Annotated in this window: 12 protein-coding genes and 1 pseudogene; 9 read left to right on the top strand and 4 right to left on the bottom strand. The window is 48.5% G+C overall.

Features of this window, described 5'->3' with window-relative positions:
- The first annotated feature begins 84 nt into the window (after positions 1-84).
- From add to GC097_RS31765, 6 genes are all read left to right on the top strand, one after another.
- On the top strand, positions 85-1,137 hold the full coding sequence (gene add / locus GC097_RS31790; RefSeq protein ID WP_171687275.1) for an adenosine deaminase: 1,053 nt from the start codon (positions 85-87) through the stop codon (positions 1,135-1,137).
- Between the two features lie 1,523 nt (positions 1,138-2,660).
- A complete protein-coding gene (locus GC097_RS31785; RefSeq protein ID WP_171687274.1) occupies positions 2,661-4,901 on the top strand; it encodes a heavy metal translocating P-type ATPase in 2,241 nt (746 codons plus the stop codon).
- 81 nt (positions 4,902-4,982) lie between these two features.
- Positions 4,983-5,312, top strand: coding sequence for a metal-sensitive transcriptional regulator (locus GC097_RS31780; protein ID WP_167064504.1), 330 nt, complete (start codon positions 4,983-4,985; stop codon positions 5,310-5,312).
- 28 nt (positions 5,313-5,340) lie between these two features.
- On the top strand, positions 5,341-5,544 hold the full coding sequence (locus GC097_RS31775) for a copper ion binding protein (protein WP_171687273.1): 204 nt from the start codon (positions 5,341-5,343) through the stop codon (positions 5,542-5,544).
- A complete protein-coding gene (locus GC097_RS31770; protein WP_171687272.1) occupies positions 5,541-6,344 on the top strand; it encodes a DUF8832 domain-containing protein in 804 nt (267 codons plus the stop codon). Before GC097_RS31775 ends, GC097_RS31770 begins: the two co-directional genes overlap by 4 nt.
- A 41-nt stretch (positions 6,345-6,385) precedes the next feature.
- Positions 6,386-7,147 (top strand): (S)-benzoin forming benzil reductase, encoded by a 762-nt coding sequence (locus tag GC097_RS31765; RefSeq protein ID WP_171687271.1) that lies wholly within the window; start codon positions 6,386-6,388, stop codon positions 7,145-7,147.
- A gap of 72 nt (positions 7,148-7,219) precedes the next feature.
- Here the strand turns inward: GC097_RS31765 and mscL are convergent, their stop codons facing one another.
- Both mscL and hisC read right to left on the bottom strand, forming a co-directional pair.
- Complete coding sequence (gene mscL, locus GC097_RS31760) at positions 7,220-7,690, bottom strand: large conductance mechanosensitive channel protein MscL (RefSeq protein WP_171687270.1); 471 nt, start codon at positions 7,688-7,690, stop codon at positions 7,220-7,222.
- Between the two features lie 83 nt (positions 7,691-7,773).
- Positions 7,774-8,922 carry a histidinol-phosphate transaminase gene (hisC, locus tag GC097_RS31755; RefSeq protein WP_171687269.1) on the bottom strand — a complete coding sequence of 383 codons (1,149 nt, stop codon included), beginning with the start codon at positions 8,920-8,922 and terminating at the stop codon, positions 7,774-7,776.
- A gap of 154 nt (positions 8,923-9,076) precedes the next feature.
- On the opposite strand from hisC, the gene GC097_RS31750 reads away from it, so the two are divergent.
- Positions 9,077-11,785 carry a response regulator gene (locus GC097_RS31750; RefSeq protein WP_171687268.1) on the top strand — a complete coding sequence of 903 codons (2,709 nt, stop codon included), beginning with the start codon at positions 9,077-9,079 and terminating at the stop codon, positions 11,783-11,785.
- Between the two features lie 82 nt (positions 11,786-11,867).
- Here the strand turns inward: GC097_RS31750 and GC097_RS31745 are convergent, their stop codons facing one another.
- Positions 11,868-14,018 carry a 5'-nucleotidase C-terminal domain-containing protein gene (locus GC097_RS31745; RefSeq protein ID WP_171687267.1) on the bottom strand — a complete coding sequence of 717 codons (2,151 nt, stop codon included), beginning with the start codon at positions 14,016-14,018 and terminating at the stop codon, positions 11,868-11,870.
- Between the two features lie 141 nt (positions 14,019-14,159).
- A complete protein-coding gene (locus GC097_RS31740) occupies positions 14,160-14,438 on the bottom strand; it encodes a hypothetical protein (RefSeq protein ID WP_171687266.1) in 279 nt (92 codons plus the stop codon).
- Positions 14,439-14,597: 159 nt separating this feature from the next.
- On the opposite strand from GC097_RS31740, the gene GC097_RS31735 reads away from it, so the two are divergent.
- Together GC097_RS31735 and GC097_RS31730 are read left to right on the top strand one after the other, a co-directional pair.
- Complete coding sequence (locus GC097_RS31735) at positions 14,598-14,819, top strand: hypothetical protein (protein WP_171687265.1); 222 nt, start codon at positions 14,598-14,600, stop codon at positions 14,817-14,819.
- A 132-nt stretch (positions 14,820-14,951) separates the two neighbouring features.
- A pseudogene (locus GC097_RS31730) lies at positions 14,952-15,342 on the top strand (VOC family protein).
- Positions 15,343-15,944: the final 602 nt, after the last annotated feature.

The raw sequence follows: 15,944 nt of genomic DNA, 5'->3' as shown, positions 1-15,944 counted from the left end.
TTAAAGTTAATAAAATTCTTTCTTACGGCATACAGCATCTAATGCTTGCTTTTAACTAAAAAACAACGAAGGGAATGATAGAATATGGCATATAATCTAACGTATGATTGGCTCGCGAGACTGCCTAAAGTTGATCTTCACTTGCACTTGGATGGGAGTGTGAAGCCGGAAACGATTCTGGAGCTTGCCCTGGATCAAGGCATTGATCTTCCCGTGTACGATAAAGATGGATTAATTCCACATATGCGTGTAAGCGAGGAATGCGGCAGCCTCATCGAATACCTAAGCAAATTTGATTTCACGACTCGTTTTTTGCAATCGGGTGAAGCGTTAGAGCGGGTTGCCTACGAGGTCGCTCAGCAATCGGCCGAGCATAATTGTAAGTATGTGGAGGTTCGTTTTGCCCCGCAGCTGCACCGGGAAAATGGGTTGACGGTGGAAGAAACCATTCATTATGTGGTTGAGGGGATGAAGCGCGGACAGCGGGATTTCGGCGTAAAAGCCGGCGTTATTGCGATTTGCATGAGAAATCATTCCTGCGAAAGCAACTTGGAAGTGATCCGGGCGGCCGCCAAATATGTTGGCAAAGGCGTAGTCGCCGTCGATTTGGCCGGCGATGAGGCGTCCTATCCGCCGGAGTGGTTCCGGGAGGTTTTTGCAGAGTCAGGCAAGCTGGGGATCCCCGTCACCATTCATGCCGGAGAAGCCGCGGGAGCGATGAATGTGTATGAAGCCGTCACGAATCTCGGAGCCGTACGCATCGGGCATGGTGTTCGATTAAAGGAGAACAGCGACATTTTGGAAATGGTCAAAAACCGCCGCATTCCGCTGGAAATGTGCCCGATCAGCAATATCCAAACGAAGGCCGTCTCCGGTTGGGAAGCATATCCGATACGCGAATATTTGGACCAAGGGCTCCTTGTTACCATTAACACGGACAATCCGAGCGTGTCGGGAACGAACATCACGAATGAATATCGCGTGCTGTCCGACCGTTTTGGCTTTACTGAGCTTGAGCTTGTGAAGCTTGTCATGAACGGGGTAGACGCCGCTTTTATGGAAGAAAGCGATAAAATGTCGCTGCGGCAGGAGATGGAAGCTGAAATACACAGCTTAGGGATGAATTTGTTGAATTGAAATCAGCTCGATGGAGCGAAATTACGTGTTTTAAGATTCGTTGGATAAGGTGCTAAGCAAGGTGAGGATATAACCTATCGCATCGGAGTGACACTCCGGCACGAGATGGAGGCTGTTCCCAGTAGAATATTCTACTTTGGGGGCAGTTTTTTTATTGTTTAGAGAATTATGCACTGAGATATTTATCGATTACATAGGTGTGGGGGAGCTGCGCCAGAGAAGACTCAGACTCGTTGGATGAATTCCAACGACATGTGATTTTTGATGCTTAAATGCCAATCACATTGGACAAAATCCAACGAAGTGATGAAATTGGCAGGTTTTAGCGCCATTTTAGCCGCTCTTGTTGGATTTCATCCAACGAAATGAAGAAATAACATGTCTGCAGGGCGTTTTCATTGGAATTCGTCCAATGAGAGCCAGTAGAGACTAACTTATAACGTCTTTGGGCACTAGGAAAATGTGGGATGCAGCAGAGAGTTAAGGTGAGTGGAGAAAGTTTGCGAGTAAGAGGCTGTCCCATAAGTAGATACAGGGTGGTTCCAAATCCAAGCGTTACGAAGAAGGTGGAGGAAGATAACTGGAAATATTCCCTCTAAATTGCTCGAAAGATGACCTCTTAGGGATATTATAAGGCAAAGCTCCCGTTATATTGACCGGATTCGGAAAACTCTCACGAAATCGGCGCAATAGAGGGAGTTTTTCCTGCTAAATGCATCTGGCAAGCATCTGCAGTCAAACTAGAGGGGGATTTTCCCTTTATTTTGACCACAGAAGCCTAACTGCACAGAAGGATATCCACAAGTTATAGAAATATGACTGCACAGAAGTATATCCATATGTCATAGAAATGGCCGGGATATTGTTCCACTCTCGCAATTCCACTTTTGGTTCAGCCTACTTTTTATATGTGAAGGGGAACTACAGGACGCTATTTGAGCAAAACAGGCGGCTTGTAGGCTGCAGGCGGAACTACAGGGCTTTATTTCCCCTAATCGGCCATCACATCGTGCTTTATCGACAAAATAGCGGAACGGCGTTCCCTCAAAATTGAGAAAGGGACGCTTAAAGGGCAAATAGCGGACTATTGTTCCCACTAAATAGTGAAAGGCCAATTCGCGCGATAAAGTTAAGATCGACCGGAATGTTCATCGGCATTCTTATTGACCCCCGCGCTCATCAGCTACATTCCAGAGCATGGCCATTAGGCTGTCGGACGGCACATGGAATTTCGGGGCATGGCCATTAGGCTGTCGGACGGCACATGGAATTTCGGGGCATGGCCATTAGGCTGTCGGACGGCACATGGAATTTCGGGGCATGGCCATTAGGCTGTCGGACGGCATATGGAATTCCAGGGCATGGCCGTTAGTCTATCAAACGGCACATGAAGGCCATCACTCTTTTTTGCATATGCTATGCCTTAAAATCATTCGAGTACCACTTGACAATATAGGGTAGGGGGGTATACTATATAAACATGAACGGCAAACATAAACAATCCACTGTGAGGTGACAATAATATGAGCAATGAAGCTGCAGGACAGCAGGCGGCAAGCGGACCAACCGCTACGGTTGATTTCGATATTACGGGTATGACCTGCGCGGCGTGCGCGACGAGAATTGAAAAAGGGCTGAGCAAAATGCCCGGTGTGTCGCAGGCTTCGGTCAATCTAGCCATGGAAACGGCACGGATCGTGTACCAGCCTTCCGAGGTAACGCCGGACGATATGCAAGCGCGCGTAGCAAAGCTGGGATACGAAGCGGCACGCAAACAAGAACAGGCCGCAACAGGCCAGCATCGGGCAAAAGAAATACAGAAGCATAAGCATAAGCTATGGATTTCAGCGATTCTTTCTTTTCCGTTATTGTGGGCGATGGTCAGCCACTTTTCTTTTACTTCTTGGATTTGGCTGCCGGAGATTTTCATGAATCCATGGATGCAGCTGGCGCTCGCGACTCCGGTCCAATTTATCATCGGACGGCAATTTTACATCGGCGCCTATAAAGCGCTCAGCAATAAAAGCGCCAATATGGATGTGCTTATCTCGCTGGGAACCTCAGCTGCGTACTTTTACAGTTTGTACGTAACGGTCCAATGGGCTGGGCAAAGCGGGCATAACCACGCGCCGGAGCTATATTTTGAAACTAGCGCGATTCTCATTACACTCGTCATTCTTGGAAAATGGTTCGAAGCGCTAGCCAAAGGGCGCACCTCCGAAGCCATTAAATCTCTGATGGGCCTGCAGGCCAAAAGAGCCTGGGTCATCCGCGGCGAGCAAGAGCTCAGCATCCCGCTCGAAGAAGTGGTTGCGGGGGATATCGTCATCGTGAAGCCGGGTGAGAAGATTCCGGTTGACGGTGCGGTTTTACAAGGACATTCCTCGGTTGATGAGTCTATGCTGACGGGTGAAAGCCTGCCGGTTGAAAAACGGGAAGGCGATAAAGTGATCGGAGCAACGCTAAATAAGAACGGCGTACTCCGGATGCAGGCGACCAAGGTTGGCCGGGATACGGTGCTGTCCCAAATCATCAGAGTGGTTGAGGAAGCACAGGGGTCGAAAGCGCCGATTCAGCGTGTGGCTGACGTGATTTCGGGGATTTTTGTCCCAATTGTCGTAGGGATTGCTGTTATCGCCTTCGTACTATGGTACTTTTGGCTGGACCCGGCTAATTTCGCAGGCGCACTTCAGAAAACGATCGCCATTCTCGTCATCGCTTGCCCTTGTGCCCTTGGCTTGGCAACGCCGACTTCGATTATGGCCGGGTCCGGCCGCGCTGCGGAACTAGGCGTTCTGTTCAAAGGCGGTGAACATTTGGAGGCAGCCCATCACATCGATGTGGTGGTGTTGGATAAGACGGGGACAGTGACGCAAGGGAAACCTCAGCTTACAGATGTCCAAACGCATATGGATAAACAGACCTTCCTCCGCTTGATCGGAGGGGCAGAACGCAATTCGGAGCATCCGCTCGCCGAAGCGATTGTGCAAGACATTCTGCCGTCGATTCCTTCTTTGCCGGACGCTGCCGCCTTTAAGGCTATTCCGGGCTTTGGTCTGGAAGCTCAGGTGGAAGGCAGTCAGATACTCATCGGAACCCGAAGACTGCTGACCGAGCAAGGAATCGATATCGCCAGTGCGCTGCCGGATATGGAACGCTTAGAACGCGACGGCAAAACAGTCATGCTGGCAGCTATTGACGGCGCGTATGCCGGTTTTGTAGCGGTAGCCGATACGATCAAAGAAACGTCGCAGGCGGCGGTATCCCGCTTGGAGGCAATGGGCATTCAAGTGATAATGATCACCGGCGACAATGCGCGTACGGCAAATGCGATTGCCCAGCAAGCCGGTATCAAGCAGGTGCTGGCGGAGATTTTGCCGGAAGGGAAAGCCGCCGAGGTCAAAAAGCTGCAGGCGAAAGGTTTCCGTGTCGCGATGGTCGGCGATGGCATCAATGATGCGCCTGCTTTAGCGATGGCGGATACCGGCATGGCGATGGGGACAGGAAGCGATGTAGCCATGGAGGCTGCGGATGTGACGCTGATGCGCGGCGATCTGACCTCCATTTCCGACGCCATTGAAATGAGCAGACGGACAATGCGGAATATTAAGCAAAATTTGTTCTGGGCGCTCGGTTACAACACGATTGGCATTCCAATCGCCGCTATGGGCTTGCTTGAACCTTGGGTAGCGGGAGCCGCAATGGCGCTAAGCTCAGTCTCTGTCGTGCTGAATGCGCTTAGGTTGCAAAAGGTTAAACTTTAACAGATGTACAATCCAAAAGATTGACAATATACGGGATGGGGGTATGATAAATAGTAAATAGCCCTCAAAGGAGATAGCCCAATGAACAAGGAATTGGACACGGAAGTTAACCATTGCAGCTTGGATGGACAGGAGCGGAAAAGTCATCATTCCGATAAGCTCAAAGCGGATTTAACCAAACGGCTGAACCGCATCGAAGGTCAAGTTCGCGGGGTCAAAGGTTTGATCGAGAAGGATACGTACTGCGATGACGTACTGCATCAAATTGCCGCGATTCAATCGGCGCTCAATGGCGTTGGGAAACTGCTGCTCGCCGGCCATCTCAAAAGCTGTGTCGTCGAACGCATTCAGGAAGGCGACATGGATGTTGTCGATGAACTGCTTAAAACGATGAACACCCTAATGAAATAACGAAACTAAACTAAAGGAGTGAAAGCAAATGTCCAGCATTATTTTAAAAGTAGAAGGAATGTCCTGTAATCACTGTGTGAATACGGTCGAGAAAGCAATGAAAGAACTTGGTGCTGTAGGGAAAGTAAACTTAGCCGGCAAAATGGTGGAAGTGGAATACGATGAGAGCAAGTTGACGGTTGATGCGATCAAAGAAGCCATCGAAGAGCAAGGGTATGATGTAGTGCAATGAGATTCAGCGGACTGATCGTGTTGTCATTGGCGCTTTTTCTAAGCGGGTGCGGGAAATCGCAGACTACGGATCACTCTGTGCACGGTGGGGGCCATGAGGCGGGGAGCGCGGAGCAAGTTCAGGCGATCTTCCAGGTGGCCGCATCACCGGCGAAGTCCAAAGAAGAGACGACGGTTACAATTCAAATCCAAGATATGAATGGTAAGCCAGTCAACGATTTTGACCTGAATCATGAGAAAAAGATGCATCTTATCGCTGTGGGCAAGGATCTTTCCTACTACAGCCATCTGCATCCGGAGTATAAAGGAAATGGGCTTTTTACGATTTCAACGAAGTTTCCGGCTGGGGGCGACTATCGACTTTTTGCGGATTTCCTGCCTAGCGGGAAAGAGAAAACGGTCAAAAGTCATACCTTGACTGTGCAAGGGGAGAAGGCCTCCGCTGTTGCCATTGAGCCTGACCGTACATTGACTAAAACCATTGATGGTAATGAGGTTACTTTAAATATCGATCATCTCATGGCGGGTATGGAGCTTAATTTAACCTATACGTTCAAGGATGCTGTTACAAAATCCCCTATCCAGGACTTGCAGCCGTATTTAGGCGCAGTAGGGCACGTGGTCATTCTGGACGCCAATGCGGATCAATATTTGCATGTTCATCCGACGGATGAGAAGTCCAAAGGTCCGGAGGCGAAGTTCATGACGACATTCCCAAAAAGCGGCGTCTACAAAATTTGGGGAGAGTTTCAGCGCGGCGGCAAAGTGTTCACGGTTCCCTTCGTTGTTAACGTCCCTTAAACGAGATCTCATTTCTATCTAAAAAGGAGCCAACATCCTCCATGCCAACCTATATCATCACGGGAGGCTCCAAAGGCCTCGGAGCCGAGCTTGCGCGGCAGCTCCTGCAGCAGGGCGCTGCGGTACACTGCGTGTCGCGCAGCGAAAGCGAAAGCCTCCGCCAAGAGGCGCTAAGCATGAAAGGTGTTTACACCTTTCATGCTTGCGACTTGGCGCAAACGGACGGCCTGGATTCGCTGATGGAGCGAATCCTTGGCCTTGTTGATCGAGCGGATGCGATCACGCTGATCAACAACGCTGGCCAGCTCGCCCCGATGACGTTCATCGGCCGAGCTGACCAGGAGGACCTGCAGCGCAGCCTACAGGTCAATCTCGTCGCGCCCGCGCTGCTGACGAACAGCTTCATCCGGCAGACGCAGGCGCTGCCGGTGATGAAGCGGGTCGTCCACATCTCCTCGGGCGCGGGGAAAAAGCCCTATCCCGGCTGGGGGGCGTATTGTACCGCCAAAGCCGGGATCGACATGCTGACGCGCTGCATTGGCGTCGAGCAGTTGAACCAGCCCTACCCGGTGGAGGTGATCTCCGTCGCACCGGGGGTGGTCGATACCGGGATGCAGCGGGAAATTCGCGCTGCATCGGAAGCGGATTTCCCGCAGCAAAGCCGGTTCGTGGAGCTGCATACGAGCGGCGAGCTGCAGTCGCCCGAATCTACAGCGGCGCGGCTGCTGGAGCTGCTGCAAGGGGATGCGTTTGCGCAGGGCGAAATTGCCGATCTGCGCACCAAGAGCATGGCACCGCAGTAAATAAAAAGGAGTTAAGCGGCAGGTATGCGCTTAACTCCTTTTATTCTATGTGTGGCTGCGGCATTCTCTAATCTACTGAATGCTCCCCGATACCGAAGGACCTGAGGCAAGCTCCGACGTACAGAATTTGCAGCGCGTTGCTTGCGCTGGAATATCCGACAAGCAGTGCGGGCAAGCCTTCGTCGCAGGTGCTTTTTCTTTCGGCTCCTCTTTTTTGCGGAACTTGGACAGCTGTTTGACAACGATAAAAATGACTGCGGCAACAATTAAAAAGTCCAAAAATGTAGAAATAAATGCCCCATACTTCAGAACAGGCGCGCCCTTGTCGGCAGCAGCCTCGGCGAGGGTGTCGTAATGTTTACCATTCAAGGAGATGAAAAGCTCATTAAAGTTCACTCTGCCCAATAGCAGCCCGATAGGCGGCATGATCACATCATTGACGATGGATGTAATGACTTTCCCGAAAGCGCCACCGATAATAACCCCCACGGCGAGATCGACCATATTCCCTTTAAAAGCAAAATCTTTAAATTCTTTCAGCATAGCGAACCTCCAAGAAACAGCGATTTTTAGCATTGTAGCATATTTTGCCGCTGTCAAACAATGTATTGGAGGCTCGTAGTTTGTCAATCCTTCTGAGTTGATAGAGCCAACTGTTCCTTGGATTCCTGAAGCACCTCTCGGAGCGCGTTGATCAGGACTTGATGATCATCAGGCGTCCCTATTGAAATTCTTACATGATGGGGTAGATTCCAAGCGCCGGCATACCGGAGGATAACGCCTTTGCGCATCAATTGATCATAGATGGATTTCGCGTCGGGGCCAAGCTCCACAAGGACGAAATTACTCATACTACGTGTGAATTTGAATCCCAGCTCCTGAAGATCATCATATAACCGCTCTCTGCCGAGCGCATTCATATCCCGTGTCGCTTCAAGATGAGCGTCGTCCTGAATCGCGGCGACAGCGCCGACTTGTGCCAAGGCGTTTACGTTGAAAGGCTCTTTGACCTGACGGATATTGTGCAAAATGGTTGCCGAAGCAATGCCGTAACCTACACGTATACCGGCCAAGCCGTAAACTTTGGAGAAAGTTTGCGTGACGATCAGCGGATATCCCTGACGCACGAGTTCCAGCCCGTCGCAATAATCGTCTGCGGTTACAAAGTGACTGTAAGCCCCGTCGAAAATGACCAAAACATGCGGGGGGAGCTTATCCATTAGCGCATATAAATCCTGCTTTTTCAAATAAGTGCCTGTCGGATTATTAGGTGAGCAGATATACAGCAGTTTCGTTTTGTCCGTTACCGCAGCCAATAGATCGGCAATTTCATAACGGTAATCTTCGCGGAGCGGTACCTCCACGATTTGTGCGCCCATCAGATTTGCGCCGAATTCGTACTCGCTGAAGGTTGGAGACGGCACAATGACCTCGTCGCCTTCCTCTAAGAACGTCTCGGAAAGGAGCGTAATGAGCTCGTCGGCACCGTTCGTAACAAGGACCTGCTCTGGCGCAACTTCCAGCTTGCGTGCAATGGCCGCACAGAGATCAAGCGTGTCTGCGTCAGGATAGCGATGAATATCTGTCAAATAGGCTTGAATGGCTTGGATGGCTAGCGGAGACGGACCGATCGGATTTTCATTGGAAGCGAGCTTGGTGACTTTCTCGATGCCTAATTCCCGCTGAACTTCCCAGATGGGCTTGCCTGGAGAGTAAGGTTTCATGCGGGTCAGGACGCCGCGCGGGCGTATGTTGTCAGTTGTACGATTACTCATGTTATCACTCCTCGGAATAACTAATTGCTTTAATTAAATAATACATTAACTTGGTAAAGTAGTAAAGCGTAAAATAACCCATATCCCAACTTTTGGGAGAGTAGTATAATACATAGAGATGCGGAATTCGACTTAAGGAGAGGACTCGGCACGGATGGGGAAAAAGAAGAGGTTTGGTATCCGATCCAAAATTATGCTTGGCTACATTTTCATTTTCGTTTGTATAAGTATTGTATTTACGTTAGTGATTAATCAAGTTACCTCGATGCAAAAGGATAGAAACTATATCATTGAGCATGATTTTGCCGTCCACACTGAAATCAACAACATCGAAAAATACGTGATGGATATGGAAAGCGGACAACGCGGATATCTGCTGACCGAGGATCCCGCCTCCCTGGATACCTACAACAACGGAGAGTCCAAATGGCGGCAATCCTACATGAAACTGAGTCAGCTCACGAAAGAAAACGCCGTGCAGGAGCAGAGTTTGCAAGGAATCAAAATGTCGATAGAGCGCTGGGTTAGGCAGCTTAGCGAATCAACCATTCCTATTCTGAAAAAGAGCGCAGGTTCAGGCGCAGATTCCGTCAATCCGTATGATTTTTATCTGGGCAAGCAAAATGTCGAGGATATCCGATCCCAGCTCGATCGCTTCCGCAATATCGAAATCGGGCTTACGAAGGATAGAGCCATGCTCCTGGACGATCAAAACAGAATGTTCACGAGATCTTTGCTTATCATGCTAACGATCCTGCTTATTATAACTTTAACGGCTGCGCTTGTGATCTCGCACTCAATTGTCGGGACGATTAAGCAGGTTACCAAAAGTATTTTGAAATTAAGCTCTTTCAAGAGAGACCGTACGCAGCGTATCCATGTCACGATGAACGATGAGGTGAAGGACCTCGCTGACGCTACGAACATGCTGCTGGACAATCATGAGGAGATGGAGTGGCAGCAGCGCAAGTTGGCGGAAGTGGTTCATGTGCTTCAAGGCATATCGGATATGGAAACGTTAGGTTCGACCTTTATTAGTAAAGCCGCTGAGCTTTTCGGTGCATCCTTCGGCCTTTTTTATTTGCGTTCTACACACAAGGAGAAGGTCGCGATGGAGAAAATAGCTGCCTATGCCATGATGATGGAACATACGGATGACATTGGCATTCATCGGTTTCATTTGGGGGAAGGGCTTGTCGGCCAATGCGCGCTGGAGAAGCGAATGTTCCATTTTATGAATGTGCCTGATCATTATGTCAAAATAACGACCGGACTCGGCGCCGTGAAAGCGCAAAGCGTGCTGATTGTGCCGATTCTGCATAACCATGAAGTCATTGCCGTTATGGAATTAGCCAGTTTAAATAAGTTTACGCATCAGCAGTTGGAACTGCTTGAAGATATTCTTGATGTTCTTGGAACGATTGTTCATAGTGTCCAAACGCGTGCAGAAGTGGAGCGGCTGCTGAAGGAATATCAACTCATGACCGAAGAGCTGCAGATTCAAACGGAAGAGCTCCAAAGCCAGCAGGAAGAGCTTCATATGACGAATGAACAGTTGGAGGAACATAACCGAATTGCAGAGGAAAGATCCAAGGAGCTTGAATGCATCAAAGTAGCTCTTGAGGAACATGCCGTTCAACTGGAGATGAGCTCTCAATATAAGTCGGAATTTCTGGCCAATATGTCTCATGAATTTCGTACACCTCTTAACAGTGTGCTGATTCTATCCCAAATGCTGCAGGAAAATAAGTTGGGCAACTTGAGCCTGGATGAACAGGAATATGCCCGTGTGATCCATTCTTCGGGGACCGATCTGCTGCTGCTCATTGACGATATCCTCGATTTATCGAAAGTGGAAGCCGGCAAGCTGGATATTCATGTCGGAGAACTGAACATGAAAGAGCTTCCTAAGCTCATCCGCAGTCAATTTGCCAAAGTGGCCGAGCAGCGCAATCTCGTCTTGCACATTGAGCAGGATTTGAATGTGCCGGAGCACTTCTATACGGATGAACAGAGGCTGAGTCAAATTTTAAAAAACTTGCTATCCAATGCCTTCAAGTTTACGCATGAGGGAAGCGTGCATGTGGGTATTGAATTATGCAAGGCCGATCAAATCGCCAGGTTTCTGCCTTCGGTGAAACATGATCAAGTTCTCGCGATTTCGGTTAGCGACACGGGGATCGGTATTCCTCTTGACAAACAGGCGCTTATCTTCGAGCCCTTCCGTCAAGCGGACGGCACTACGAACCGGAAGTACGGGGGGACGGGTCTTGGCCTTTCGATCTCCCGTGAGCTCGCCGGACTTCTAGGCGGGAGCATTGGGATGAGCAGTGAAGAGGGGGTGGGAAGTACTTTTACGGTCTATATCCCCTCTTTGGAGCCTTCCGTAAGTGAATTTCAAACGGTATGGGAGGAAGCTGCAGCAGCTAATGAGTCTTCTCAGGAGATACAGGATGAGCATTCCGTCCTGCTGACAGAGACAAGCAGCATTCTGCGAGGGAGGAATGTGCTCGTCGTTGACGATGATGTCCGCAATGTATTTGTATTAAGCAACGCTTTTGAAAATGAAGGGATGACCGTCATCGTTGCGCATAATGGACAGGAATGCCTGGCTGTTTTGCAGAAGGAACCGCAGATTGATCTTATCCTTATGGACATGATGATGCCGGTCATGGATGGCTATGAAGCTATGCGCATGATCAGAAAAAATGCCCGTTACGAGCATTTGCCGATCATTGCGATAACGGCCAAAGCTATGAAACAGGACCGCGACATTTGTTTGCAGGCAGGCGCTTCTGACTATATCAGCAAACCGCTCAATCTAAGTCAATTGCTGTCCATTATGCGGGTTTGGCTGGCTTAATCAAAAAGACCTTTGATTTCTCCTGAAAAGGATTGATCAAAGGCCTTTTTTTATTTAATGGGATTAATGAATGAATAAGTGCTTATTTTTTTAGATCCAATCGTACATCGCGTCCATCGTCCTCAACGGATAGCTCTTTACCGGCTGCTTTCAAGGAATTCGCGTAATCTACCCATGCATCAAGCATGATCGCGCCATCTTTCCAATCTTTCACTTCGCCAAATACCGTAAAGCCGTCGCCGCTGCCTGTTGCCATGAAATCATTCGTCGTTACTTTAAATGTACGGTCTGTATTGAACTTGCCGTCCACATAGATCGGTGTGCCGTCTACCAGCGTAATCTTGGAATATTTCTCGCCAAGCGGCTTCGTGCTGTCCCACTCTACTTTGAGGCCGGAGAATTGAATAGCAGGAAGATTTGAATACTTGTCTGTTACTTCCAGTGCCTTTTTAATTTGCTCTGCCGTCATGGTACCGGTCACATTGTAGTTGCCGAATGGGAATACTTCAAACATTTTACCATAGGTGAGATCACCTTTATCTAAATCTGCGCGAATACCGCCGATATTAGTGAAGGCGATGTCAGATTTCTCAGAAGCGCGCATAGCGTCTGTAATGCTGTTGCCTAACTGTGAGGCACCATCGCGTTCTACGCCGCCATTATCAGCAAAACGGAAGGATTTGCGGTTAAGTGCTTCTGCGACAACGACTTCAACTTCGTTGGATTTCTCTGAAATTTTCGCCTTGTAATCTTCAACCGTTTGGTGAATCTTCGCGTCTGCCGTCGTTAGGTTCGTGTATGTTTCAAGCAAGCTTGCGTTCGAGGAAACGACTTGTTTGGTAGCTTTGTCTACGAACAGTTGAATATGACCAACCGCATACAGCCAGCTTTGCGCTTCAACGACAGGAATGCCATTCACGATTCCAGACACGCGCATATGGGAGTGTCCGCCAACGATGGCATCCAGCGTGCCGTTGCCTGTGCCGTTTGCCAGATCGGCAAGCTCGCTGATGATTTCAGCGGACTTTTGGTTCTGTTCACCCGGCAGGTGAGAAGTGACCATGATGATGTCAACGCCTTTAGCACGCAGTTCAGCGGACAATTCTTTCGCCAGAGGAACCGGATTTACGAAGGAAAGGCCTTCAATATTTGTTGACTTTGTTGTTGTCGTTGTTTGCGGAGTCGCGAAGCCGATGATGCCGATTTTCAGGCCGTCTTTTTCAACGATCACGTATGGCTGTGTCCAATCTACCCGTTTGCCTGTTTCCGTATCGATAATATTGGCGCCGAGAATAGGGAATTTGGCATTCTTAATGTTGTTAATTAATACGTCGCGACCGAAATCGAACTCATGGTTTCCGATAGCTGCAGCATCGTACTGCACTTGAGCCATCGTATCCATGACGGATTGACCATTGGTCGTATTCGAAATGAGAGTGCCTTGCCAAGCGTCTCCGCCGTCTACAACAACCGTTCCGTCCGGATTAACCGCACGGAAATCGTTGACGATTCCGCCAAGCGTTTCAATTCCGCCTTGATCTTGATTGCGTTTTTTATCGAAGCCGACTTCGATTTTTCCGTGAATATCATTCGTGGTTAAAATATCTACAACTTTAAATAAAATCGGTTTTAGCGCCTTAGCTACTTCATCGCGCGTAACTGCAGCAGTCGGGTTGAAGTTGCCGTCAAGTGTCGGAGTGAAAATTCCGCTGATAACCGCGTACGCGACATAAGGGCGGGACTCCTTCGCAATAGAAGCGGAATCCTTGAAGTAGTTCAAAACATTCTCATTTACGCTAGGCAATTGTCCGCCCGTTACTACTTTAACGATTAACTCGGCAAGCTCTTGGCGAGTCACCGCAGCATCGGGATGAAACGTTCCGTCAGCAAAGCCGCTGATCAGTTTCGCAGCAACGGCATTGGCTACTGCTTGCTTTTGCCAAGTGGCAAGGTCTGTGAAAGTGGCAGATGCGGAATCTGCACTTTTCAGCTTGGCAGCTCGGTTGACCATCGTAACGACTTCGGCGCGTGTTGCTGGGTTTGCACCGCGGTAGTCGCTGTCTCCGTAACCTTCGACTACTCCGTTGTCGATGGCAAGGCGCATATCGGATTTCATCTTGCTGGAAGGAGCGTTTACCGGTGTTTCAGCGAAAGCGATGCTGCCCGCAAAAGAGCTTGTAAGAACAGTTACAAGAGCGAGCGCAGTAAGGCGGGTTGTCAAAGTTTTTTTCATGTTTTGGAAAAGCCTCCCTTATATTAATAAGACATTGGTCAAATAGCCCAATTATTAGTATAAAGGAAAATGGTAGTTTTAGAGAAGTAAAGAAATTATTATTATAAAAATAAACAAAAAGAGCCGCTAACCCTCCAAAGGTTAAGTGGCTCTGCGGTCGGTATGAACTTCAAAATGATAGATTGTGTTGCGAGTAAGCACCCGGAAATCCATTCCGTCCCGATCTATGGCTTGAACCCTGGTTGTTTTGAATGGGATATATCGATGAATGCCGGATAGAATCATAGACGTCCCGACTTCAGTTGGGTTCATTTCACGAAAAGTCTGCCCTTGAATCTCATCGAAATCGAATCGATCTGACCGATGTTTGGGCGTAATCCCATCCACCTCGTAGATTTGAAGAAGCTTTAGCAATCTCATGTGTGTTCCCTCCTGTCTAACCCTCATAGCAATAGTATACAACGACTCAGGTAGCTAAGGCCAAATTTTCTCAACCTAACACATATCTAATAATGTCCTTACACTTTCCTTATTTCCAATATATACAATTGAGGCATTGAGATTGAGGGGGCTGCTTCTATGCTGCATACGAAAATGCTGGTCGAGGAAAAAGAGGTTCTTATGTTCTACGAATCAAAGCATCAGGGCCAATTGGAGATTGCTGTGGAAACAATCCTTAAGCATTTATCTAATGATAATGTGCGCAAAGTTTTCGATGACCTTGGCTTGGTCAATATCACAAACGAGGAAATTACGCTTTATTCGCTAAACGGTGAGATCGAGACGATCGACATAGGCTAGCTGCGGCATCTTCCGATACTGACTTTCGGGGGAAGGCTCATAGCAACTCTATTCGATACAATCCTAAATGGTATAGCCCTTACCTTCTCTTTTCGATACAATAAAGAGAGTTGGGTGAGGAGGTTATAATCAATGGCAGTTTTGAAAATGGAACACGTCGGTGTAATGGTAGCAAATTTGGAGGCGTCGATTCGCTTCTATCGAAGAAGTGATCGGTCTTAAGCACAAAGGGACTTTGCTGCATACGAACGGAGTCATTCGACTTGCATTCCTGGGCTTTGAAGCGCTGAATGAAACGGAAGTTGAACTTATTGAAGGTTATAACTCGGCTTTGCCACAAGAGGGGAAAGTTCATCATCTGGCATTTACCGTTGATGACATCCAAGCGGAGTATGCACGGATCAAAGGGTTGGCAGTCCAACAGTTAGATGAAGAAATCACGACGCTCCCGAATGGTTCCAGGTACTTTTTCTTTGATGGATTAGATGGAGAGCGTATTGAATTTTTCCAAACTACGCGGTGATAGGTTTTAGTTATGCGGATAGGGGAACTAGAGGGCGCTATTTGTGTCATGCGAGCTGCTTTCAGGATCAGCAGGGAACTACAGGGTCTTATTGCCTTTGAAATGGCTGTATCTAAGCCGGAAAAGGCAAAATAGAGGACTGGAGTTCCCTTTTTTCTTTGAAATGATTGTTTACGACGTAAATAGAGGACTGCAGTTCCCCTTGGTTTTTCAAACCCCTCGCGCACCTCGCAGCCTGCGGGAACATTCAAAACAGTGGCAATTGTGGAACATTTCCAAAGGGGTTGTAATTGGTTTCCGAGCGTGGTACATTATACCTCGTTGCTTCGGACGGCGAATCACCTTGGATGACGAGTGGACTTGCATCAAGCAGCAACGTATGATAGTATGGATTTCCCGACAGACAACGACAGAAATTGTCAAGAAAAAAAGTGCTTGCAATTGATGAACGAGCTGTGGTATATTACTTCTCGCTGCTTCGGTAACACGGCAGTGAGCGAAAGAAATTGATCTTTGAAAACTGAACAACGAGTGAGTAAGCACAGTCGAGTAATCGAATATAAATGAGATGAATAATCTCGCTAGCAAGTCAATGAGCACAA

The organism is Paenibacillus planticolens (assembly GCF_013141725.1).
Classification (GTDB): Bacteria; Bacillota; Bacilli; order Paenibacillales; family NBRC-103111; genus Paenibacillus_E; species Paenibacillus_E planticolens.
This window is presented reverse-complemented; position numbering and strand designations above follow the sequence as displayed.